Raw genomic sequence first — 23,306 nt, 5'->3', positions numbered from 1 at the left:
AATCAGTTTTTTTAACATGTTCATTCTTTCTAAATATCGGGTATACCTTATCACAAGCGGAAGGAGGCTCATCAATGAGTAAAGAATGGGACGTTGAACTACTGGAACAAACCGATAGCATGATTTCTTTTACCTGGACTCCGACAGCTGAAGTTTCACGGGTTAAAAAAGACGGGGAAATCGTCTATACAGGAACACAATCATCGTTTAAGGATGAGGGCCTCAGTCCCGGGGAATTGTTCTGTTACACGATAGAGCGCCAAACCCCGAAAGGCAGCTGGGTGCCCGCCTTGAAACTTTTGACAGGCACTGAAAAACGCGACCCCGACTCCATCAACCAACTCGAACAGATTGTCCTATCGACTATCATTTCATACGAACGGGTATCACTCGCATGGGGAGCGATCGATGGCATCGATGAATACGAAATCTACCGCGATGGAAAAAAAGTCGCAAAGACCCGGAATACCCAATTCACTGACCGGGATGTGCCGCAAGATCGAGAAGTGATCTATTGGATACGCGCGAAACGCCCTGTCGAACGGACCGAAAGCCCATTACGCAAAATCAAATCACTCACAGCCAATATATTCGGGGCCTTAAACCTTGGCTCATCACCAGAAGAGGCCGCAGTTGAAAAGTTCTGGCTGTCGAAAAAGATTGCGCCGCTCAACCAATTGCTCGGGGAAAATCAGGGCAAGGCGCCGGAACTGAAATGGCATCTGCGCTACCTGACCTTTTTGCCGGACGATGTGTTGAAAAATCCTAACCTGGTCTCCCCGAATCCATACTTCCAAGGGGACAACCGGACATTCGACCCCGAATCCAAACATTACCGGTCACTCACCAATTGCATCGTCGACCTCACGGAAGAACAGAGTGCCTTCGACTTCGACAAAGACATCGGCACCAGCATCGCCTATAATTGGCGGCGCAAATTCCGTAAAGCGGATGTGGCCTCGAGCGAAGGCGTCGATGCAAAAATATCGGAAGAGACGGCCCAAAAAACCGAGATCCTGCTCACCCATAGCGTAGGAAATCCGCTGACGACATCGCCGAACATCGATTATGAAGTAGCCGCGACGTTTTACCGGAACGGCGTGTATGATTTCATCGGCGTCCATGACCAATCGCCGAATCACGAAATTTACTTGAAACTCGGGGATAATGGGACATGGCAGCCGCTCCACCAGACTGAAAGCGAAGGGCTCGCCTGGATGGCCGACCCGATCGCCGCCCATTATTGGCGCTTTTCCAATTTCCTTTAATGGACCATCCACAGTATCTCCATATAAAAAAGGGCAGTTCCAGGTTTTCTGGAACTGCCCTTTGCCATCCTTAATATTGGTCCAAAAATCGCTTGCGGATATGCGGAGGCGGCAGCATGCAGCTGTCGAGTTTGCCGAATACTTTATAGCGGTTTTTTGCAATGACGTCGTATGCCCCGTCGCGAAGTATGCGCGGGAATGGCTGAAGATGATACGCAAGTTTCCACAGGCCCGTCAAATGGTGTGAAATCTTGAGCGCACCTTCTGACTTCACGTACGCTTCGCCGTCTTCAATCAGCACCAGGCTGTCGACATCGTCCGGGACATTGTGTTTTTTCGAAAGCTCCTGACCGATCTCGCTTTGCAAGGAAGCGAATTGAAAATAACCTGCCGGGTCATGATTGATGATGAATTGCACACTGGAATCGCAAAAATTGCAATCCCCATCGAATAAAACAATCGCATGCTCCATAAATGATCCTCCTTTAAACTAATGCCTGTCTTTCATTTTCCCTATTCCCATTTCTTGAAACCATCTGTCTTCGTCCCTTGGTGAAAGAATAGTTTCCAGCCATCGCGGCGTTTTTTCCAAATCGAACTGCGGTGGGTCCATACACCTGTCGTCCGGTTCTCCAATGTATAAATGGTGAGGACTGACCCCGGGCCGAGAGATTTTGCTTCGAAACGGGAAATGCGATAGTCGTCTTCCCCCAAAGCATAGCCCCCGTTAAAATCGGAACGCTGGCAAATTCCGCCGGAGATGCCGAATTCGAAAAACTCGTCGTCGAGTATGTGCGCCATGTCCTGGTTCGAATTCCTGGCAACCGGCGCCAAATGGCTGTTCTCTAAATCCAGAAATTGTTTATGTAAGCTTTCCATCCAGACGCCCCTTCCATTTGCATTGATTGAAGAAAAAAGCCCCGGCGAGCGCCGGGACCGGATTATTTAAATTGCTCATCTTCTTCTGCTTCGTCGTCCTTGTAGAAATCTTCCTGGTCTTCACCCGGCTGGTCTTGAGGGCCATCTGATGAACCAAAGTTCTCCACATCTTCGAAGCTGTTTTCGTAATCGCGGATTCTGCCGTCTTCCGATCTTGCCGGGCGGTCAGTCGAGGACCCGAGAACATCTTCCTCTGAAGGACGGCTTTCCAGGTCCAGGCTGTGATCGGCGTGATCGATGCAGGTAAGCGCGGTCGGCATGGCTTCAAGCCGCTCATACGGAATGTCTTTTCCGCATACTGCGCATTTGCCATACGTTCCCTCTTCTATGGCTTTAAGCGCAGCGAGCACATCTTCATGCTCTTCTTCCTTAAATTGCTCCAACGCCATTCCGCGTTCCTGGTCGTACAAGTCGGTGGCGTTGTCGCCGGGATGGTTATCGTAATTGGATAATTCACTGGTTTCGAATTCCTCTGTATGTTCCATTCGTTCCTCGAGCGATTTCAATTGCGCTTCGAGTTCTTGCTTCATGTTTTTCAGCTGTTCGTCCGTCATGTTGACTCCTCCTCCAAATACTCGCTTGTGCTATATATATTGCCTTTATCGGAGAAATCAAACCTCAGGAAACACAGCTCAAAAATCATCGAAGCGGTCCATCAAGCTCATGAGATACTCATCCAAGCGATAGCGGACCAATTCATCGGACAAGCCACTCAAGCCGAACGCCTTCCATCCAGGGTACACTGCCGGACTTCCGTCCAAGATATCGATCAGCGACAGTAAATCCCAATACGGATCGTAAGAAAATGATTCGCCGGCATGGCGTTCGTAAGCATCCAAAAACTCATTGGCGACCCGCGTGCCGTAAAGCTGTGCCAAATTGACGCGGCAATGCCCGACATCGACGCCCGCCGGCCCGCGGCACGTATTGACCCAATCGACGACCCCGCTGACGCGGCCTTCTTCCCACAAGACATTTCCCGGGTGATAATCACGGTGGATCAAGCAATAATCAACCGGCGGCCCGCCAGCGGCTACAATATAGAACGCGCGCATCCAGTCTCCCTCTACACGTGACCATTTGGGCCGCTCGAGGCGCCTTGCGTCGTTATAGGCAAAATATTCATAAGGAAAGCTTTCCGCTTTGTGCCGGTGGATCTCTGCAAGTGTCCGAGCAAGCCCGTCGAGCCAGACCGCATCATAAGCAGGCGGCAAGATGACCGCTCCCGGAACTTTCGTCATCAACACAGCCGGCATGCCACACGCTTCGCCGCTTTCATCAAACGCCAACACGCGGGGGGCGGAAATGCCCGCTTCTTCTGCCAGCTCCAGCCCCATCGCTTCATGCTTGGCCAAATCCGGTTCCTCGTCTAGCCACTCCCCTTTATGATGAAGCCGCAATACGACGCTTTGTCGCTCTCCGTCTCTGCTTGCGCGAATTTCATAAAGCAGTGAAGAAGTCCCACCTTCCAACCGGACAGCTTCTTCAAGCACAGCTCCTTGCCACTTTGACTCGACCCATTCGAGTGCCTGGCGGGATAAGCCGCCGAATCCATTTGTCATCCTTGCCGCTCCTTTCAGCCTATCTTTTGCTTTAAGTGTACCATGAAAAAACGCCTACTCCAGCTTTTTGATACGCGCCAGCCAGAAATTAGGGAAGCGTTTACCGAAGCGCCAGAAGGGTATGGTTTCCTACAATGACTTTTCAACTTAACAGGCACGTTGCCTGCATTGAACATACTGAAGGAGCTGACGTTAGATGAAAGTGAAGCACCCGATCCCGAAAGCAAAAGAGTTGGATAATACCCTATCACTTCTCGGGGAAGGATTTGATTTCCTGCCCGGACGCCGCAAAGAGCTTGGGTCGGATATTTTCGAAACCCGCCTGCTCGGTAAAAAGGTAGTGTGCATGGCTGGCGAAGAAGCGGCTGAACTGTTCTATAATAATGACTATTTCAAACGCAGCGGCGCTGCGCCGCTTCCGCTTGAACAAACCCTGTTCGGGCGCGGGGCGGTCCACGGACGCGACGGTGAAGACCATCACCAGCAAAAGCGCATGTTCCTGTCGATGATGACACCTGAACGGTTGGAAGATGCCAAACGCATGATGATCCAAGAACTTGATGCCAAGGCCGAACAATGGGAGCACATGGACGAAGTCGTCCTATTGGATGAAATCGAAGAAATCTTCACGCGCTCCATGATCCACTGGGCCGGACTGCCGATGAAAGAAAGCGAAGTCAAGCAGCGCACATGGGAACTCGTCAAGATGGTCGATTCGTTCGGCCTCACTGAAGGGCGCTACCGCGAAGGCATGAAAGCACGCAATGCGCACGAAGACTGGCTGAAGAAAATCATCAAGCAAATCCGAAAAGGCGAATACAATCCGCCGGCCTATACGGCAGCGTACATCGTCGCCCATCACCGGACACCGAACGGCAAACTGCTTGATCTCGAGACGGCAGCTGTCGACTTGAATAACGCCTACCGACCGATGATCGCCACAGCTTACTTCATCGTCTTCGGCGTCATGGCGATGCACGAAAACCCGGTCACGCGCGGCAAACTGCAGGCGGACGAAAACAATTACAGCCATAATTTCGCCCAGGAAGTGCGCCGTTACTATCCATTCGCGCCAGTCATGGCAGCGATCGCCAAGAAGGATTTCAACTGGAACGGCGTGCAATTCAAAAAAGACATGCGTGTCATCCTGGATCTGTACGGCACGAACCATCACCCGGATTCCTGGGACAATCCCGACGAGTTCATCCCGGAACGCTTCAACACATGGGACGGCAGCCCGTTCTCCTTTGTACCCCAAGGCGGCGGCGACCACCATACCGGCCACCGCTGTGCAGGTGAGTGGATGACGGTCATGTACATGCAATCGATCTTCAAATATTTCGCGGAGAACTTGAAATACAGCGTGCCTGAACAAGACTTGTCCTACGACATGTCCCGCATGCCAACTATGCCAAAAAGCCGCCTGATCTTAAAAGACGTGCAAAAACTGAAAAACCGCCCAGACAATGTGTTCTATCACGAACAAAAGAACACGACTGTGCAATCAGGTTGCCCATTCCATTGATAATGAAAGGCTAGAGATTCTGTCTCTAGCTTTTTTTATTTGTTGGAAAAGAAGATAGCGAGGGTTTGCTTGTGGAATCATTCCTGTTCATTAGTTGAACTTCATTTTGTAGCCGCCGCCCTGCTTTGGGTTGGCCTCTTGCAATAAGCCAGGAAAAACACCTGTCTTATTGCGTCGTCTCACCCGTGGCGCTGGGCGGCTTAGAGATGTCATTGTATGTTGACTGTTTAAATTGATCTGCTTCTATATAAAGTTGCCGGCTAGTGGGGGAATCACTTCCCGGGAGGTGGCATCTGGCACAGAGGTGCTGACCACTAAATTTTGTGATTGGGCAAGAATTAATTAGCACACTCCTAAGCTTGAGATGACTTAAGCTATAAAATGCGACTCACTTTCACATTTATTAATGTGTGGATTGAAAAATTTATCTTCCATTTTAAACATAGAGACGGAGTGGAAGGGGGCTGACGCCTGTGGGACCGCGCGGGCTGGCGAGACAAAGGTGGCGCGTTTTTTGCCACCTTGGCTCAACACCCGCCTCACGGCAAGCAGCCCCCTGAAACGCAGTCGAAAAGCGGAAGCTTTTCTACTCACTCCTTCATATATTTAAATGTATGACCCGCAACTTGAAGATGCTATTCCCTAACAAACCAACAATTGACAGAACCGCCCCTATCTTATACGATAAGGCAGGAAATTAAATAACCCGGTAACGGGAGAGGTTCATAGCATTACACCCTCTATAAAAAACTATGGATTTTGAAATCAAGCCGAATCCACATGCGATTCGGCTTTTCGTTTGTCCGAATTTTTTATAGCTCTCCCCCAGCCGGCCGAATATAAGGAGGCCACTCACATGGCAGGAAGAAACGAAGAGACACTTGAGCATTTGTCTTTGCTCGGCAACCAGAACACACGCTATAAATTCGAATACGACCCAGGCATTCTAGAAGCGATCGACAATCTTCACACGCGCGATTACTTCGTCAAATTCAATTGCCCCGAATTCACTTCGCTGTGCCCGCAAACCGGCCAGCCGGATTTCGCGACGATTTACTTGAGCTTCATTCCAGACAAGAAACTCGTCGAAAGCAAAGCCTTGAAGCTGTATTTATTCAGCTTCCGCAACCACGGCGATTTCCATGAAGATGTCGTCAACATCATCATGAACGACTTGATCGAGCTGCTCGACCCACGTTATATCGAAGTATGGGGCAAGTTCACCCCGCGCGGCGGCTTGTCGATCGACCCGTACACGAACTATGGCAAGCCAGGCACGAAATACGAAGAAATGGCGACGTACCGGATGATGAACCACGACATGAACCCGGAAACGATCACCAACCGATAAGGAGAACCGCTCATGCTACTTTATCTGAACGGCGCTTTTGTCGGGCTGCTTATCCTGTCGAATATTTTGGCCGTGAAATTATTTTCGATCAACGAATGGGCGGTGCTGCCGGCTGCAGTTATCGTCTACGTCTTTACGTTCCCGATCACCGACACAATCGCGGAAGTGTACGGCAAAGAAGCCGCGCGCCAAACGGTCATGGCTGGGTTTATCACACAACTCGCAGCCCTGGCATTCATCTTTGCGGCCATTCACTTGCCGTCTGCGCCATTTTTTGCGGACCAGGCAGCTTTTGAATCGATCTTCTCGGCTGGCTTCCGGGTAACGCTCGCAAGCTTGGTATCTTATTTCATCAGCCAAAACTTGGACGTCACGATTTTCCATAAATTAAAAGCACGTAACGGTGAATCGAAGTTATGGCTGCGCAATAATGCCTCGACGATGGTCAGCCAATTGGTGGATACGACGATTTTCATCACGATCGCTTTTTATGGGACGATGCCGCTGTCGGCGTTGGCTGCCATGATTTTGACGCAGTATTTATTCAAATGGGTCGTTGCAGCAGCGGACACGCCGCTTGTCTATCTGCTCGTCAAACTCGCGCGCCGCTCCAAGACAGCCACTCAAAAAAGCTTTGCTTGAGCGATTCATGCATAAAAAAACCGCCGGCAATTTGGCCGGCGGTTTTTGGTGTTTAAATTTTTTGTTTGGCTGGTTGGACTGCAGGTACGATGATCGCAGCCGAGTCATGTTTCTGTGTCCAGACGAGCTCTGCGGTGATCGGCAAATGATCCGATACAGCCGTTTCGATTTTTTCTGCATCCCGCACGTCAAAGCCGCGGTCGGCAAAAATATAGTCGATGCGCGTCATCGGCTTAAACGATTCGCCAGTTTCATGATTTTCATAAGGAGATGGGTACGTGTAGGCGTCGCCGCGCTTCGCTTTCAGGAAGACATCCGTCATGGCCCGGTGAAGATGCGCCAAATGACGATGGGTCGGCGGTGCATTGAAATCACCCGCGATGATTTTCGGGAAATGGCTCTTGCCAGCAATCTCCAATATTTCCGCAATGCTCATTTCAAGCTCTTCATCTTTCAACGCTAAATGGGCATTCAATACTTTGAGGTAAGTGCCCCCGACTTCAATTACTGTCTCGAGAACGCCTCGCTGCTCATTATTGTAGATGTCAGTGACTACTTGCGTCAAAAAATGGTTTTCTGCGTACTTGATTGGATAAAGGCTTAACGTAGCATTGCCATACTGTCGGTTCGGGCGTTCTGGGTCATCCGGCGCTTGGTTCAAATTGGCGCCATATGCGGCGTACATCCCGAGCCGTTCGGAAAGCCATTCGACCTGATCCATATAAAAACTGCGGGCTGAAAAATAACGGTCGACTTCCTGAAGTGCCACTATGGTAGCTCCCGACGCTTCAATCACTTGTGCGGTTCTTTCTAAATCCACTTCGCCATCCATTCCCATTCCATGGGCAATATTGAACGACATCACTTTCACTGTTGGTGTCCTGCTGGCATCGCCGTGCATGAGACCATCTCCTTTTCTGGTTGAAACGAATCAGTGGCAGCTGCAATTGTCCCCTTAATTATAGCAAGGATGGCGCTTTTGTAAGTTAAAAACAGGTTAAAAATTGTTAAAGTTTTGTAAATTTCTGATTTTTGCCACAATTGGAACATGATCCGATGCCTCGGTATCGATGGTCCACGCCTGCAATGCTTGAAAATGGGCATCGTGAAAAATATAATCGATTTTTTGGCCGTGGTCGCCTTGTTTTTTATACGTATCGGGATAAGGTCCCGAACCGAATCCGTTATAAAAATGCTTGGAAAATCGCTGGATATGCTTGGTAGAAGGCGCAGCATTGAAATCCCCCACCAGCACTTGCGGCAACGGATTATCGGTCGTGATGGCGATGATTTCCGTCAAGCTGCGGTCCACTTCCTCATCAATCAGCGATAGATGAGTGTTATAGAAAGAAAACCGGAACCCCTCCATTTCAATGATCGCTTCGAGCATCCCGCGCGGCTCGAACTCTTCGGGATGGACTTCGACTGCGCTCAAATCATGGTTACGGAATGACACGATCGGATAGCGGCTCAATATGGCGTTGCCGTATTCACGCTTCGGCCGTGCACCTCCAGCTCCCCTATCGACCAGATTCGGCCCGTACGCCATGTGCATGCCAAGCCGGTTGGATAGCCATTTGGCCTGGTCCCAAAAACGGCTGCGGGAAGAAAAGTTCCGGTCCACTTCCTGCAATCCGGCGACATCCACTTGTCCTTGTTCAATGGCCCGTGCCGTTAGTTCAAGGTCCAGTTTTCCGTCGATTCGTCTGCCGGAGGCAATATTAAAGCTCAACACTGTCAGCATCTTCCCCACCGCCATTTTCTCCTGTTTTTTTACTTCCATTCCCCTGCCCTGTTAATTGAAACCAAAAAGGCCCGCTGGCAAGCGGGCCCGGTTTTATTCACTTTGCTTCTCTGTATAGGCAATGATTGCATCCCGCAGATATTGCGCTGCCCCTTCGCCCGCTTTTTCATAATAAGCTGCGAAGCGTTCATCTGCCACATACATCTCCGCCAGTCCGGCGTGCGCTTTCGGCTCGTAGCTTCCCCATGTGAAACCGAGCCACTGCCGGTGCAAATCAGCCACTTCCTGCCCAGAGGCTCCTTCCGGTTCGCCTGCTTTCAGCGCATGCTCCAGCTTCTCCAGGATTTCTTGCTCAAGGCGCTTGAATGCTTCGTATTGTTCCTGGCCCATGCCGAGCATTTTGGCGTTCGACCGGTCGACTTCCGCGTCGCCGTATTTCTCGCGGATTTCTTTCCCGAAAGCTGCTTCATTGTCATCGACCAGCTGCTGTTTGAATCCTTCGAACTTTTCGTGATCTGCCATTCGGCTCTCCCCTTTTTTTGCGGAGATCGTTTTCTCCACATTTGTAATCAAAAGGTCCAGGCGGCTGCGTTCCCGCATCAATTGTTCCCGCTGTGCAATCAATGCCTCGGTTTCGTCAAAACCGGATTCATCCAACAGCTTGGCGATGTCGTCCAGCCCAAAACCGAGTTCCCGGTAAAATAAGATGAGCTGGAGACGGTCAGTTTCTGCGCAGCCGTACACCCGGTAGCCGGATTCATTTTTCTTTGGCGTCAATAAACCGATTGAATCGTAATAGCGCAAAGTGCGTGCACTCACGCCGGCTAGCGTTGCCAATTTCTGCACTGTGTACATGCCGCCACCTCCTGATGACTTCATCATAAACCTTGACGTTGCGTCAAGGTCAAGAAAAAACATTAGGTTAATTGCTGCTCCGCGAATTCGCGGTATAGCGGGTGCTTCCCGGTCAGCTCCCGGTGGTTCCCGATGCCCGTGACCCGCCCGCCTTCGATAAAGACAATTTGATCGGCATCGACGATCGTCGACAAACGATGGGCGATGACGAGCGTCGTGCGCCCCTCCATCAAACGCCCCAGCGCCTGCCCGACGATGCCTTCCGATTGGCTGTCGAGGCTTGCTGTCGCTTCGTCCATCATCAATAATTTTGGATCGCGCAAAAATGCGCGGGCGATGGCAATGCGCTGCCGCTGCCCGCCGGACAATTTGACGCCGCGTTCCCCGACTTGCGTATCCAATCCGTCCGGAAACGAAGCGATGAATTCCTCGGCGTACGCCATGCGGGAGACGCGCCACAATTCTTCATCCTGATAATTGTCAGCATCCGGCAAGCCGTAAGTCAGATTCGCCCGGATCGTCCCGCCCATCATGGCGCTTTCCTGTGACACATAGCCGATCTGGTCGCGCCAGGAAGCAATCGCCACATCCCTAATCGGCACATCACCGATTGTAATGGTCCCAGCGGTCGGTTCGTAAAAGCGCTCGATCAACCCGAAAATGGTTGTCTTGCCTCCGCCGCTCGGCCCGGCAAACGCAATCTTCTGGCCGGGCCGCGCTTCAAACGACACGCCCTGCAACACTGGCTCGCCGTTTTCGTAGGCAAAGCTGACGTCCTCAAGGCGCAGCGTTTTGCCGCTGATATCCATTTCGATGCCGCGCTGTTGTTCTTCAAGCGGCAATTCCAGAATATCGATGATGCGTTCTGTCGCCCCTTTCGCTTTTTGCAATTCGGTAAAGAACCGCGCGAATGTAGCAAGCGGCACAACGATCTGGAACAAATAGAGAAGAAAGGCGACTAGGGATCCGGTCGACATCGAACCTTCCGATACACGGATGCCGCCGTAACCGATAATCATCACGATGACCACCATGACGACTAGATACATGAGCGGGCCGATCAAGGCATAGACTTTCGCCTCTCTCATGCCGAGCCCGTATAATTTCTGGATGCCCGAAAGGCCGCGCTGCTCTTCCACCCGTTCCGCAGTCGAGGATTTCATCAAGCGGATTTCCCCGAGCGTCTGCTGGACGTCGCCCGTGAATACGGCGGTCTCGTCCTGCAAACTGCGGGAGATTTTCGCCATCTTGCGCCCTAACGGAATCATGATGGCAATCGTCAGCGGCACTGCGAGCATCATGATCAAGGTCATTTTCCAATCGAGGATAAGCAGGATGATGACCGCCCCGATAATTGTAATGATGCCGGTAACGAAATTCGGGAAATGGTCGGTGATGAGATTCCTGACGATGCCGGTATCATTGACGACACGGCTCACCGTCTGACCGCTTGCGTGCTGGTCAAAATAGCCGACGCGCAAACGCAGCAAATGAAGCCACATGCGCTCGCGCAGCCCCGCCACGATCCGCTGCCCGACCATGCTCAATAAATAAATCGATACCCCATTGATGACAGCCTGCACGATAAAGGCTGCGGCAAGCGCGGCAATCAAGCCGCCGCTCAATGCTTCCACCGAAAACCCGTCCACCAATTCCCTCGTCAGCAAGGGGACGAGCAATCCGACGATGGTCGTGACCAAACTGGTCGCCAAGCCGAAAATCAGCGCCCATTTCGGAATTTTAATCGACGCTAGCAGTGCAAAAAACGGTTTGATTCCCTGCTTTTCCTGAATTGAGTCCATAACTCCATCTCCCATCTATCCGGCCTGGCCATTTACGCAGCCGCAATTTTCCGGTCTTTCGGCAAAGCGAGGCCGACCAGCCCAAGAATCGGCAACACGGAAATAATGACCATCGTTTCGTACACGCCGATCGAGTCCATCAATACACCGATCGCGACGGCTCCAATGGCCCCCATGCCGAACGCTAAACCGACTGTCAATCCCGACATCGTGCCGATTCTGCTCGGTACGAGTTCCTGGGCGTAGACAACCATGACGGAAAAGCTCAGCATGAGGAAAAAGCCCAGTACCGAAAGAATGACGGCGACTAGCGGAAGCGCTGCATACGGCAGCACCAGCGCCAGCGGGATCGGCACGATTAACGACAGCACGATGACGCGCTTGCGGCCGATGCGGTCTGCGAGCGGACCGCCGAAAAAGGTCCCGAACGCCCCGATTCCAAGGAATAGGAAAATGAACATTTGGCCTTGCTGTATTGTTACGCCATAATTATCCATTAAATGGAATATATAAAAACTTGTAATGGTCGTTATGTAAAAAGTGCGCGCGAAAATGATCAATAACAGCAAAGTCAAGGCAGTGCCCACTTGCTTTTTCGTTAAAGGCGGCAAGGAAGACAGCACGGCTTTCTTTACTTTCTCCAATTTATCCCGCTCTAATTGCGCCTTGTACCAGGCAGATATTTTGGATAACACGAAAATGCCGAGCGCTGCGACGAAGAGAAACAAGGCCGCGCCTCTTTGGCCGAGCGGCACCAGGATGAAGGCGCTGATCAAGGGCGCCAGCGCTTGACCCGAGTTGCCGCCGACTTGATAAATCGATTGCGACAAGCCGCGCCTCGAGCCCGCTGCCATATACGAGACACGCGAGCCTTCCGGGTGGAACACCGCAGAACCGAAGCCGAGGAAAATGACTGACAGCAAGATCAGCCAATATTGCGGCGCAAAGGCCAAGCCGGCGATTCCGATAAACGAGAATACCATGCCGAGCGGCAATGCATAAGGCATCGGTTTTTTATCACTCGCAAATCCGACGACCGGTTGCAGGACAGATGCCACCATATTGAGTGCAAATGCGATCAGCCCAAGCTGCGTGAAGGACAAGCCCAGATCCTTCTCTAAAATCGGGAACATCGCCGGAATCACTGCCTGCAAGGAATCGTTCAGTAAATGGACACCGCCGATTGCGAACATTACCGGATAAACCGGGTTGCCTGCAAGCGATGATGAGGAAATTGCTTTTGCCATGATGCCGCCTCCAAAATGAATGATTATGTTTTTCCATTATAAACCAAAGTCTCCAACTAACGAAATGCACAAACGCAAAAAGCGCCAATGCACATTCATGTATGAATGCCCATCTGCGCTCTTTATTCTGCCTATGAGCCCGCCTTACAATAAACGGAGGAATAGCACTTTTAAATAATCGCCTTCCGGAAATCTTCTGTCTACGTGGAAATCTGCCGGCAGGCTATAAGTTTCCACCACTTTGTATTTCTGGTTTTTATCTTTGAATGCTTTATCGATCATTTGGGTGAACTTCTTCATATTGAATGAAGCGCTGTTGGTCGAGGCGATGATCAAACCGCCCGGCGCAGTAATATCGATCGTTTCCTTCATCAAATTGGTGTAATCTTTCGCTGCACTGAAAACATGCTTTTTCGAGCGAGCAAAACTTGGGGGATCGAGGACGACCATATCAAAGCTTAAGTTCTTGCGCTTCGCGTATTTGAAATAATTGAAGACATCCATGACCAGAATGTCCTGTTCATCGAAATCAATGCCGTTGATGCTGAACTGCTCGATCGTTTTCGCCGAACTGCGCTTCGCGAGATCCACGCTCGTCGTCTTGTCCGCACCGCCAAGCGCCGCTGCCACGGAAAAGGCCCCTGTGTAGGAAAAGGTATTGAGCACGGTTTTGCCGTCCGCATATTTCGTGCGGATCGCCTGCCGCACATCGCGCTGGTCGAGAAAGATGCCGGTCATCGCGCCGTCATTCAAATACACCGCGAAATTCATGCCGTTTTCTTTGACGATCAGCGGGAATTCCCCGCGCTCGCCTGACACGAAATCGTCGTCTTCGATGTACTGGCCTTTTGTATCGAAGCGTTTTTTCTCATAGATGCCGATGCATTCCACCACATTCCCCAAAGCTGCCACGACATCATCACGGAACGAGTAGACGCCTTCGCTATACCAGGACAGCAGGTAAAATCCAGCATAATAATCGATTGTCAATCCGCCGAAACCGTCCCCTTCGCCGTTGAAGACACGGAAAGCGGTCGTCTCCGGATTGTTGAAGAATTTCTCGCGGCGGCTGAATGCCAACTCCAGCTTGCGTTCGATAAAGGCTTGGCTGACCGCCTCGTCCTGGTTTCTCGTCAAGACCCAGCCGGCGCCCTTGTTCTGTTCGCCGTAATAGCCCGTGCCCAAATATTGTCCGTCTTTGTCGACGAGGCGCAGCAAAGTCCCTTCCGGCGCGTCGATTTCACTCATCAACCCGTCTTTTGTAATGAGCGGGGATCCTTTCGCCAATTCATTTCTCAATGAGTCTTTCACTGTTGCCGTCAATTCGTTTCTCACAATTCCTCATCCTATCTATGCCGTTGCATTTTGCATTATAATCAGTGTAAAGGAAATCCGTCGCCCTGCCCACTTTCAAACGCCTTTTTCCGTGAATTGGATAAGGAAAGGAGGAGCCGTCGTGAAAAAGAAGTTCTACATCTACAATATCCTGCTGACGAACGGGGACATGCTGGAAGATATCCGCATTGAAGGCGCGCTTGAAGACCATTTCATCGGCATTGCTGTCAGCCTGCTTCCTGTCGAAGATGCAGCGGGCAAAACGATTGTCTTGAATCTGTTCCACATCGTGCGTGCTGAGCTTGTGCGCATTGAAGAAGCTTAGTGGAGATAATGAGGGTTAGCTTGCAGAAATGTGTTTGCTGTTCTATCGGAGCTTCAGGTTAGTAGTCGCCGCCCGGCTTTGGGTTGGCCTTTGGCAGCAAGCCAAGAAGAACACTTGTCTTACTGCGTCGGCTCACCCCCTTACGCTAGGCGGCTAGAAGATTTCATTGATCCGAATATGTTTAAACAGGTCTGCTTCTTTATTCAGTTACCGGCTAGCGGGGGAATCGCTTCCTGAGATGCAGCGTCTGGCATATTGATGCCTTGGACAAGCTAGCTTCTCTATACCAAAGATGACTTGAGCTAGAAAACCTGATTTGTTTCTACATTTAATATTTAATGAGCTGAAAAAATAATCTTTCACTCTAAAACTAGAGACGGAGTGGAAGGGGCGACGCCTGGGGGGCCGAGCGGGCTGGCGAGACAAAGGTGGCGCGCTTTTTTGCCGCCTTGGCTCAACACCCACCTCCCCCGGCAAGCGTCCCCTGAAACGCAGTCGAAAAGCGCAAGCTTTTCCAATCACTTCTTTTCACTTCTTTTCACTTCTTTTCACTTCTTTTCACTTCTTTTCATTCCAAGTATTCTAATTTCTGGCTTCAATAGTTCTCTGAAAAGAAAAAAGCGCTCCGCAGCAATGCGGAACGCTTTGTATTCATTGGTTATTCTTGCATCCATTCCCATGCATCGTTCATTTCGTCGAGGTTGAAATGGCGTGTTTCCAGGCCTTCCGCGAAGCCTTGCCAGCCGCTCGCTGCCGAGGTCCAGTCCTTTTCGCTGATGACCGCGAACTTGCGCGCTTGGCTCCAGCTTTCACGGTCGATTTCGGCACTGTCTGCCGCATCGAACAAAGTCGAATCTTCCACCTTGTAGATGATTGCATACATATTGAAATGCCCTTTTTCGCTCACTTTTTCGCGGATGACGTGGTCTAGTTTCTCGATGTCGGCTTTGCTGGCACGACCCTCCACTTCAATCGCAATCGTTTCTATGTCTTTACTCGGTACAATTGACAGCATGTCTCTTCACCTCTCCTTTATCCAGTCCCAAGCCTGTTCCATCCGGTCAATCGGGAAGTGTTCGGCTTGGACGCCAGGCATTTTGTCAATGACGCCCGATACTTTATCAAGCCAATTCTTTTCACTCACGACCGCGAGTTTATTGTATTGGCTCCAGCGTTTGGCATCGACGGCCAGCTCTTCGAACATCGCTCCTGCTGTAGGGACGTCGATATCGCCGATTACGGCATAAACATTGAATTTCTCATCATTGCGGAATTTTTCGAATACCACATTGTCGAATTTCTTCAGATCGTCTTTCGTCACTTTGCCTTCCACTTCGATGGCAAGAGTTTGTTCGTCCTTACTGGTAACGAATGATAGCATGGCGGCTCCTCCTTAAAGTTTCCTGATAATGCTGTTATTCCCTTTAGGAAGGGCCTCAAACTGACATTCGCAAATCACCGTTTTAGATATATCGCATTCTGCATTTTATCACCCCTTAAATTAGTGTATAATGGAGTCAGATAATTTCGAAAGGAGATTTACTATGCCGATTCCTGTAGACCATACAAGACCGGTACGCGTTTCCGCTAAAGAAAGTGCCCATTCGCAATTGCAGCAATGGATCATCGACGGCACCTTGCAGCCCGGCGAGAAACTGGTCGACACCGAACTCGCTGAAGCGCTCAATTTGAGCCGGACACCGATCCGCGAAGCATTGCAACTTCTTGAAGTCCAAGGATTCATCGAAATGTTTCCCGGCAAAGCGACACGCGTTACGGATATCCATATCGAAGACATCAAACACCTCCTGCCCCCCCTTGCCGCGCTCCAAGCGCTTGCCGGTGAACTTGCCATTCCAAATTTAACGCCTGAGATTTTTGGCCTGTTGGAAGAAACCAACCGCAAATTTGCGCGTGCCATCCGCAACAGTGATTCCTTCTCTGCTTTGAAAATCGATGAAGAATTCCACCAGATCATCGTGGATGCGGCTGGAAATCCCTATATAGATTCCATGCTCGGCCAGCTTCAATCGCATGTCCGCAGACAATTTTTCCATCATTCCCTAGTTTTGACGATGCGCTCCCACGACGAGCACATCGAAATCATCGAAACACTAAAAGCCGGGGACGGCGAGAAGATTACACACCTGATGAAATCCAACTGGGTCCGTACCATCGATGACCTGACCGCTTCCAAAGGCATTTAAAAAAGCTGTTCCTCAACGTGTCCGACACGTTAGGGAACAGCTTTTTTTAGCGGTTTGTGAAAGCTGGGGATTCCGCTTCCCCGCGGCTTCTCAAGCGGACAGCCACGCCGGAAATGATGATGGCGGCCAAAGCCGGCACCAGCCAGCCGAGCCCATCAGCGTATAGCGGCAGAACCTCCGAATAGAAGTCGATGATGCTTTGAAGCCAAGTCGGGTTTGCTATGCCAAGCGATCCCGTCAAAGTCTTCAAGCCGTCAACGATCGCGATGAAGAATGTCACGCCAATAGCCGATACGTAGACGATGCGGCTGTGGTGGAAAAGAGGCGACAAGAACGCCAGCATGATCAGGACGATTGCCAATGGATACAAGAACATCAATACTGGAATGGAATACGTGATGATGTTCGATAGTCCGGCATTCGTGACGACCAATGAAAATACGGTGAAGATAAAGACATATGTGCGATAGCTGATGCCAGGCGTCAACTTATGGAAGAATTCCGCATTGGCTACAGTCAAGCCGACCGCTGTCGTAAGGCACGCCAAAGTGATGATAACAGCGAGCAGCAAGGCGCCGAATGTGCCGAAGTAATGGCTCGAAGCTCCGCTCAATACCGGCCCGCCGGTTTCCAATAGGCCGAGCTGGGATGTGCTTGTGGCACCCAGGAATGCGATTCCTGAATACACGACTGCCAGCAAAGCGGCTGCAACCACACCGCTGCGAAGTGTGGCTCTCAAGATCCCTTTGGATGAAGTGACGCCCATTTTCCGCACAGCAGAAATGACGATGATGCCGAACACGAGTGAAGCAAGCGCGTCCATCGTATTATACCCTTCTGTAAAGCCGGTCAGGAAAGCACCGCTTGCATACCCCTCTTGCGCAGGGCCAGCCTCGCCCATAGGGGAGAAGAACGCTGCGACCAGCAGGATACCGAGCACGACCAAGATCGCTGGGGCCAAAAACTTGCCGATGCTTTCGACCATTTGCGTCGGGTTCAACGACAACAATAAAGATACTGCAAAAAAGACAATTGAAAATACGATCAAGCCGACCGTCATCGACCCTTCGCTGATGAATGGCACGATGCCCACTTCATAAGAAACGGCTGCCGTCCGCGGCAACGCGAAGAATGGCCCGATCGTCAAATAAAGCGCTGCGGTGAACAATAATCCGTAGACCGGATGTACACGGCTCGAAAGATCTTGCAAGTCCCGGCTCTTAGAAAAGCCGATGGCCAAGATGCCAAGAAGCGGCAAGCCGACACCTGTCGTCAAGAACCCGGCCATCGCCAACCAAACATTTTCCCCTGCATATTGGCCGAGTTGTGCCGGAAAGATTAAATTCCCCGCCCCGAAAAATAACGCGAAAAGCATTGTGCCAATGATAAGATAAGCCTTCATCGATAATTTGCTGTCCATGCTTAATTAACTCCTTTACTTTTTGAATATTCACTCTTCTTTATCTCAAAATACTATTAACGAATAATTGTATGCGATATATTGCATAAGGTAATACTACAACATCTCAGGTAAAATGCAAGCATTAAAGTTTTATTTTCGGAAAATTTCATCATTCATGTAGAATGTATATATACAGTGCTTTTTCGCTATATCATTTTCTTCCTGTCCTTACAGTTATTCCGCTTCTTTTGACGAAAATAGCGGCTCGCATTTCCAGCCCATTGCTGTAAAATATCTACATATATGAAGACGTCCATCGTTTTCCAAAACTGTCGGGGAGGCGGAGGTACCCAATGAAAATCATACGCATTGTTTTACAATTACTTGTCCTCTATGGCTTTTTATTGATCGGCGAAGCCATTCAGGCCTTACTCAATTTACCGATGCCGGGAAGTATTATCGGCTTTCTGCTGCTGTTCAGTGCATTACTGCTGAAGATCTATCCGCTTGAGTGGATTGACGCCGGCGCCACTTTTCTGTTGAGCTTTCTTTCTTTATATTTCATTCCGGCGACGGTCGGCGTGGTTGATTATGGTCCCTTGTTCTCCGGAAAAGGCGTGTTACTGCTGCCGATTGTCGTCATCAGTACGCTGATGACGATGGGGGCTGCCGGGCTCGCAAGCCAGCACATCGCGAATCGCAGTACAGTTCACAAGGAGGAATCGTAATCATGGCATTCACTCCTTCAGCTATTATCTTTTCCGTGCTGACCGTAGCAGCTTACGTCGTCGCCAATTTTCTTTACCTGCGGTTTCGCAAAACACCCTTGAACCCCGTCATCACGGCGACGGTAGCGCTCGTCGCCATTTTAATCCTGTTCGATATTCCTTATGAAACTTATATGGAAGGCGGCGACTGGGTCGCAGCCTTTCTCGGGCCGGCTGTCGTCGCGCTTGCCGTGCCACTTTACAAGCATCGTGAATTGCTCCAGAAAAACCTGGTTCCGATCGCTGCCGGCATTGTTGCCGGCGTCATCGCTGGCCTCGCCAGCGGCACCTTGTTTACGCGCTGGCTGGGCTTTACGGAAGAATTGATTCTGACGGTCTTGCCGAAATCATTGACCACGCCTGTCGCCATGCAAGTTGCGACGACAATCGGCGGCATCCCGTCGCTGGCTGCCGTATTCGTCATGGTCGCCGGCTTCACGGGCATCCTTCTCGGCCCCTATTTGCTGCAATTGCTGAACATCGATTCCCCGATTGGACGCGGGATCGGCCTCGGGGCTTCTGCTCACGGGCTTGGCACAGCGAAAGCGTTCGAATACGGCCCGGAAGATGCCTCGATGAGTTCCGTCGCGATGACCTTGGCCGCCGTCCTCGGCGCTTTGCTCAGCCCGCTCGCTGCCTGGCTGCTGCTTTAACCTGCGTTCAGCGAAAGCGAGGAACCGAGTCCTTTTGCCGTCATCGCAGCACAATAACTCCTAAAAAATCCCCGGTGCATCGGTGCGCCGGGGATCTTCTATTTAATAGTCACTTGCCAGGATACGCCGAAGCGGTCATTGCACCAGCCAAATTTCGCGCTGAAGCCGTAATCGCCAGGTTCCATCAGCACTTTTCCGCCTTCGCTTAAAGCACTATAGACTCTATCGAATTGCGCTTCATCATCCACTTGGACAAATATCGACACAGCAGGCGTAAAAGTGAACTCATGCGGAACGGGGCTATCGATGCACATGTATTCGGTGCCTGCCAATGTAAAGCTTGCCTGCTCTACTTTGCCGTCCTCTCGGTACGAAATAGAACCGATATGGGAATTTCCGAAAATTGAAGTGTACAGTTTCATCGCCTCTTCTGCTTGGCCTTGAAACAGCAAAAACGTCGTAATCGCTTCGGTCATCTGATTAACCTCCTTAAGTTTTCAAGTCACGCCGGCGGAAACCATATGCCCCTGCCACTGAAAGGATGATCCCGATCCCTGCCATCACGGCGAGCACGCCGTAATTGACCTCATCCAATGGAATCGCGGGGATATGGCCATAAGGTGTCAGCTTTTCCACCCAATCCGGAAGCTGCAGCAGCTCACCCAGGTAAACAACGAAAAATGATAGACCTAAGTAGAGCCAGATGACGCTCGCAAAACCAGGCAAAAAGCCGATGAACACGAGTGCCAAACCGATCATGACCAGCACTGCCGGCAAATACACGAACGAAGCGCCGATAAACGTGCCAAGCGGCAGATCTTCGGCGAGAACGGCGTTGCCTGCAAGGCCCAGCCCGATACCGGTCAAGAACAACATTGTGACTGCCGTCAATATCGCCAGAAGCCAATAGCTGAATGCCACGCGCCAGCGGGAAATCGAACGGCTGATAATGTGTTCCATGCGCCCGTTCTTTTCTTCTGCCTTCACTTTCAGCATCACCATGATCGCCGGAATCGAGGCGAGAATCGCCATGACCGAAGACAGCACCGGGATGAACAACTCGATCAAGCTAAAGCCTGCCTGCTCAACGATCAATTGCTGGAACAAATCGATGCCTTCAAAAAAACGTTCGATCTCGCCGAGCACCGAACCGTACGAGACACCCAGGATGAACAAAGCGACCGCCCAGGCGATCAAGCCGGTGCGCTGAAGCCGCCATGCTAAGCCGAACGGCCCATGAAGCATTGCCGAGGCTTGCGTACGGCCCGCCCGTGTCGGCAAGAAGCCGGAGTCGTGGTCACGGATGCTGTTCAGGTAAAGCGCCAAGATGGACAGCGCAATCGCCAAACCGACCGATAGCACGACCGGCCACCACAAGTTTTCGACAAACGGCTTGGCGCGCAGGATCCAGCCGAGCGGCGAAGTGAGCGACAGCGCTTCGCTCATGACGTCGCCAATCGCACGGGTCATATAAAACACCAGTAAAGCGGCGATTGACAAGCCGGTCGTCGCACGGGCGTTTTGCGTGAGTTGCGCAAACACGGCCGTTAGCGCAGCGAAGAACAAGCCGGTCGCACCGAGCGCTGCCCCGAACAATAGCGAACCGTGAAGGTCGACGCTATCGACTTGCAATGCGGCCATCGACACGCCGGTCAATACTGCCAGCAGCGTATTGCCCGCTGCAAGCACCAATAGCACTGCCGTTAAACTGGACAACTGCCCGACCGGCAGCGCACGGACGAGTTCCAGCCGCCCTTCTTCCTCATCGCCGCGGGTATGGCGGCTGACCAGCAGGATGTTCATCAAGGCCACAATCGCCGCGGTCATGACCAGCATTTCATGTGCCGTCATGGCGCCGGTCGTGTAATCCGCCCCGCCGTAATTGGGCCCGACCATGGCGACCATGGCCGGGTTTTCCATCGTTTCCGCAATGGCCTGGCGCTCGCTGTCATCTCCGTACAAATTTTCGAAGACAAGGACGATGCCCGCCGACACAAAGACAAAGGATAGAATCCAAATCGGCAAGCGGACGCGGTCACGCCGCAGGATGAAACGCATCAAACTCCATGTATGGTCAAAAAGCTGGCTCATCACACGCCACCTCCCGCTCCTGTCTCCGTTTCCTCGTAATGGCGGATGAACAGGTCTTCCAGCGTCGGCGGCCGGCTTTCCATCCGCTTGATGCCAAATGAGCTCAAATGACGGACGACCGCGTCAAGTTCATCGGCATCCACTTGGAACGACCAGCCACCGTCAAATGCCTGCACGCGGTGTACGCCCCGAAGCTCCGCCAAATCCGGTATCGGCTTGTCGGTTTCAATGAACATCAAGGAACCGGTCAAATGGCGCATTTCCTTGAGTGTCCCGGTTTCGATGATGCGCCCTTTGCGGATGATCGCCACCCGGTCGCACAGCTTTTCCACTTCCGACAGGATATGGCTCGACAACAGGATGCTCTTGCCTTGCGCTTTCGCTTCATGGACATATTCAGCAAAGATACGTTCCATGAGCGGATCGAGGCCAGAAGTCGGCTCATCGAAGATATAGAGATCCGCATCTGCGGAAAATGCTGCAATGAGCGCCACCTTTTGGCGGTTTCCTTTTGAATAGGTACGGCATTTCTTGCCCGGGTCAAGCCCGAAGCGGCTGATCAACTCATCGCGCCGGGCCTTGTCGTAGCCACCGCGCAGCCTCCCGAACAAATCGATCACTTCGCCGCCGGTCAGGTTCGGCCATAAATTGACGTCACCCGGCACATACGCCACCCGCTTATGGATATCGACCGCATCTTTCCAGACATCCTTGCCGAAAATCTCGGCACTGCCTTCGGATGCTTTCAAAATGCCCAGCAAGACGCGCAAGGTCGTTGACTTCCCTGCCCCGTTCGGCCCGATAAAGCCGAACACTTCCCCTTCCTTCACTTCGATGTCGACCCCATCAAGTGCCTTGAAATCACCGAAGGTTTTACTGAGCCCATGTGTTTTGACGACTGTCATCGCAATCCCTCCTCCGTTTCGTAAAAGCTATTCTTCAAAATGGCCAAATAGGCATGGAATTCTTCCCAATACGGTGCGAAATCGATATCTGCAAGTTTCTGCCCGGTCAACCGCGCAAGAAGTTCTTGCTGGTAGCCATCAATCGCCCAGCGAATCAAATGAAATACTTTCTCCGGGTCTGCATCTTTGCGGAAGAGGCTTTTGTCGATGCCTTCATACATGAGCCTGTAGCCGGATTGCTTCAATTCCTCTATTTTCGCTGCCAGCCCTTTCGGCAAATACGCTTCGCCTTCTTGCAAAAAGACCGCCGAGAACTTGAATACTTCTTCATTTTCCGCTTGGGCTTCCATCTTCAAGCGGGCCAGCTGCGTGAGCCGTTCGATCAAATCCGGTTCCCCTGCGTCCACTTTATCCAAATAGCGGATCTGGATGAATTCAAGGCTATACTTCACCAAATACTCGTAGAGCTCCTGCTTGCTGGTGAAATAATAAAACAGCATTCCTTTGCCGATCCCAGCCGCTTTGACGATGCGGTTGGTCGACGCCTTCTCATAGCCATGTTGCGCAAACTCCTCGAGCGCTGCCTGGCGGATGGTGTGTTGCTTGCTTTCTTCCAAGCTTTCAAATCGTGCAATGATGATGTCCACCTCCTTTTCCCCCACACAACTAGACCACCTTGGTCGACT

Annotated in this window: 25 protein-coding genes and 1 riboswitch; of the genes, 8 read left to right on the top strand and 17 right to left on the bottom strand. The window is 51.3% G+C overall.

Annotated elements, in window-relative coordinates:
• The first annotated feature begins 74 nt into the window (after positions 1 to 74).
• Positions 75 to 1,268, top strand: a complete 1,194-nt coding sequence (locus tag DP119_RS08690) for a fibronectin type III domain-containing protein (RefSeq protein WP_112232794.1) — start codon at positions 75 to 77, stop codon at positions 1,266 to 1,268.
• 70 nt (positions 1,269 to 1,338) lie between these two features.
• Here DP119_RS08690 and DP119_RS08685 read toward each other — a convergent pair whose 3' ends face one another.
• From DP119_RS08685 to DP119_RS08670, 4 genes are all read right to left on the bottom strand, one after another.
• Complete coding sequence (locus DP119_RS08685; RefSeq protein ID WP_112232793.1) at positions 1,339 to 1,740, bottom strand: thiol-disulfide oxidoreductase DCC family protein; 402 nt, start codon at positions 1,738 to 1,740, stop codon at positions 1,339 to 1,341.
• Positions 1,741 to 1,781: 41 nt separating this feature from the next.
• Complete coding sequence (locus tag DP119_RS08680) at positions 1,782 to 2,147, bottom strand: nuclear transport factor 2 family protein (protein ID WP_112232791.1); 366 nt, start codon at positions 2,145 to 2,147, stop codon at positions 1,782 to 1,784.
• 62 nt (positions 2,148 to 2,209) lie between these two features.
• Positions 2,210 to 2,761: a TraR/DksA C4-type zinc finger protein gene (locus DP119_RS08675; protein ID WP_112232789.1), complete on the bottom strand. Its 552-nt coding sequence runs from the start codon at positions 2,759 to 2,761 to the stop codon at positions 2,210 to 2,212.
• A gap of 78 nt (positions 2,762 to 2,839) precedes the next feature.
• Positions 2,840 to 3,769: a phosphotransferase family protein gene (locus DP119_RS08670; RefSeq protein WP_112232787.1), complete on the bottom strand. Its 930-nt coding sequence runs from the start codon at positions 3,767 to 3,769 to the stop codon at positions 2,840 to 2,842.
• A 196-nt stretch (positions 3,770 to 3,965) separates the two neighbouring features.
• Here DP119_RS08670 and DP119_RS08665 point away from each other — a divergent pair, with 196 nt between their 5' ends.
• The 3 genes from DP119_RS08665 to DP119_RS08655 all read left to right on the top strand — a co-directional run bounded on the left by DP119_RS08665 (position 3,966) and on the right by DP119_RS08655 (position 7,287).
• On the top strand, positions 3,966 to 5,294 hold the full coding sequence (locus DP119_RS08665) for a cytochrome P450 (RefSeq protein WP_112232785.1): 1,329 nt from the start codon (positions 3,966 to 3,968) through the stop codon (positions 5,292 to 5,294).
• Positions 5,295 to 6,006: 712 nt separating this feature from the next.
• A riboswitch (PreQ1 riboswitch) is annotated at positions 6,007 to 6,054 on the top strand.
• A 96-nt stretch (positions 6,055 to 6,150) separates the two neighbouring features.
• Positions 6,151 to 6,645 (top strand): preQ(1) synthase, encoded by a 495-nt coding sequence (gene queF, locus DP119_RS08660; RefSeq protein WP_058382035.1) that lies wholly within the window; start codon positions 6,151 to 6,153, stop codon positions 6,643 to 6,645.
• A 12-nt stretch (positions 6,646 to 6,657) separates the two neighbouring features.
• A complete protein-coding gene (locus DP119_RS08655) occupies positions 6,658 to 7,287 on the top strand; it encodes a queuosine precursor transporter (protein ID WP_112232783.1) in 630 nt (209 codons plus the stop codon).
• A gap of 52 nt (positions 7,288 to 7,339) precedes the next feature.
• Here DP119_RS08655 and DP119_RS08650 read toward each other — a convergent pair whose 3' ends face one another.
• From DP119_RS08650 to DP119_RS08625, 6 genes are all read right to left on the bottom strand, one after another.
• Entirely contained in the window at positions 7,340 to 8,188 is an 849-nt protein-coding gene (locus DP119_RS08650; protein ID WP_112232781.1) for an endonuclease/exonuclease/phosphatase family protein, read from the bottom strand.
• Positions 8,189 to 8,284: 96 nt separating this feature from the next.
• On the bottom strand, positions 8,285 to 9,070 hold the full coding sequence (locus tag DP119_RS08645; protein WP_112232780.1) for an endonuclease/exonuclease/phosphatase family protein: 786 nt from the start codon (positions 9,068 to 9,070) through the stop codon (positions 8,285 to 8,287).
• A 54-nt stretch (positions 9,071 to 9,124) separates the two neighbouring features.
• Positions 9,125 to 9,886, bottom strand: coding sequence for a MerR family transcriptional regulator (locus tag DP119_RS08640; RefSeq protein WP_240616401.1), 762 nt, complete (start codon positions 9,884 to 9,886; stop codon positions 9,125 to 9,127).
• 62 nt (positions 9,887 to 9,948) lie between these two features.
• The gene (locus DP119_RS08635; protein WP_112232778.1) at positions 9,949 to 11,688 is read right to left on the bottom strand and encodes an ABC transporter ATP-binding protein; all 1,740 of its coding nucleotides are present in this window, start codon (positions 11,686 to 11,688) and stop codon (positions 9,949 to 9,951) included.
• Between the two features lie 32 nt (positions 11,689 to 11,720).
• A complete protein-coding gene (locus DP119_RS08630; protein ID WP_205853865.1) occupies positions 11,721 to 12,935 on the bottom strand; it encodes an MFS transporter in 1,215 nt (404 codons plus the stop codon).
• A gap of 144 nt (positions 12,936 to 13,079) precedes the next feature.
• Entirely contained in the window at positions 13,080 to 14,270 is a 1,191-nt protein-coding gene (locus tag DP119_RS08625; protein ID WP_112232776.1) for a class I SAM-dependent rRNA methyltransferase, read from the bottom strand.
• 121 nt (positions 14,271 to 14,391) lie between these two features.
• On the opposite strand from DP119_RS08625, the gene DP119_RS08620 reads away from it, so the two are divergent.
• Positions 14,392 to 14,595, top strand: coding sequence for a hypothetical protein (locus DP119_RS08620; protein WP_112232774.1), 204 nt, complete (start codon positions 14,392 to 14,394; stop codon positions 14,593 to 14,595).
• Positions 14,596 to 15,253: 658 nt separating this feature from the next.
• Here the strand turns inward: DP119_RS08620 and DP119_RS08615 are convergent.
• Entirely contained in the window at positions 15,254 to 15,610 is a 357-nt protein-coding gene (locus DP119_RS08615; protein WP_112232772.1) for a SpoIIAA family protein, read from the bottom strand.
• A 6-nt stretch (positions 15,611 to 15,616) separates the two neighbouring features.
• On the bottom strand, positions 15,617 to 15,976 hold the full coding sequence (locus DP119_RS08610) for a SpoIIAA family protein (protein WP_112232771.1): 360 nt from the start codon (positions 15,974 to 15,976) through the stop codon (positions 15,617 to 15,619).
• 163 nt (positions 15,977 to 16,139) lie between these two features.
• Between DP119_RS08610 and DP119_RS08605 the strand changes: the two genes are divergently transcribed.
• On the top strand, positions 16,140 to 16,802 hold the full coding sequence (locus tag DP119_RS08605; protein WP_112232769.1) for a GntR family transcriptional regulator: 663 nt from the start codon (positions 16,140 to 16,142) through the stop codon (positions 16,800 to 16,802).
• Between the two features lie 46 nt (positions 16,803 to 16,848).
• Here DP119_RS08605 and brnQ read toward each other — a convergent pair whose 3' ends face one another.
• Positions 16,849 to 18,222: a branched-chain amino acid transport system II carrier protein gene (brnQ, locus tag DP119_RS08600; RefSeq protein ID WP_112232767.1), complete on the bottom strand. Its 1,374-nt coding sequence runs from the start codon at positions 18,220 to 18,222 to the stop codon at positions 16,849 to 16,851.
• A gap of 335 nt (positions 18,223 to 18,557) precedes the next feature.
• Here brnQ and DP119_RS08595 point away from each other — a divergent pair, with 335 nt between their 5' ends.
• Together DP119_RS08595 and DP119_RS08590 are read left to right on the top strand one after the other, a co-directional pair.
• Entirely contained in the window at positions 18,558 to 18,932 is a 375-nt protein-coding gene (locus DP119_RS08595) for a CidA/LrgA family protein (RefSeq protein WP_112232765.1), read from the top strand.
• Between the two features lie 2 nt (positions 18,933 to 18,934).
• Positions 18,935 to 19,624, top strand: coding sequence for an LrgB family protein (locus tag DP119_RS08590; protein WP_112232763.1), 690 nt, complete (start codon positions 18,935 to 18,937; stop codon positions 19,622 to 19,624).
• A 98-nt stretch (positions 19,625 to 19,722) separates the two neighbouring features.
• On the opposite strand, the gene DP119_RS08585 is transcribed toward DP119_RS08590, so the two are convergent.
• From DP119_RS08585 to DP119_RS08570, 4 genes are read right to left on the bottom strand one after another with little or no spacing between them, the layout of a single operon-like run.
• Positions 19,723 to 20,100 (bottom strand): VOC family protein, encoded by a 378-nt coding sequence (locus tag DP119_RS08585; protein ID WP_112232762.1) that lies wholly within the window; start codon positions 20,098 to 20,100, stop codon positions 19,723 to 19,725.
• 13 nt (positions 20,101 to 20,113) lie between these two features.
• On the bottom strand, positions 20,114 to 21,715 hold the full coding sequence (locus tag DP119_RS08580; RefSeq protein WP_112232760.1) for an ABC transporter permease: 1,602 nt from the start codon (positions 21,713 to 21,715) through the stop codon (positions 20,114 to 20,116).
• On the bottom strand, positions 21,715 to 22,620 hold the full coding sequence (locus DP119_RS08575; protein WP_112232758.1) for an ABC transporter ATP-binding protein: 906 nt from the start codon (positions 22,618 to 22,620) through the stop codon (positions 21,715 to 21,717). The genes DP119_RS08580 and DP119_RS08575 overlap by 1 nt, the downstream gene beginning before the upstream one ends.
• Positions 22,617 to 23,267 carry a TetR/AcrR family transcriptional regulator gene (locus DP119_RS08570; protein ID WP_240616400.1) on the bottom strand — a complete coding sequence of 217 codons (651 nt, stop codon included), beginning with the start codon at positions 23,265 to 23,267 and terminating at the stop codon, positions 22,617 to 22,619. The genes DP119_RS08575 and DP119_RS08570 overlap by 4 nt, the downstream gene beginning before the upstream one ends.
• Positions 23,268 to 23,306 lie beyond the last annotated feature (39 nt).

It is taken from the genome of Planococcus maitriensis, from assembly GCF_003289925.1.
Lineage (GTDB): Bacteria > Bacillota > Bacilli > Bacillales_A > Planococcaceae > Planococcus > Planococcus maitriensis.
Note: the sequence above shows the minus strand (reverse complement) of the source record. Positions and strands in the feature narration are given on the sequence as shown.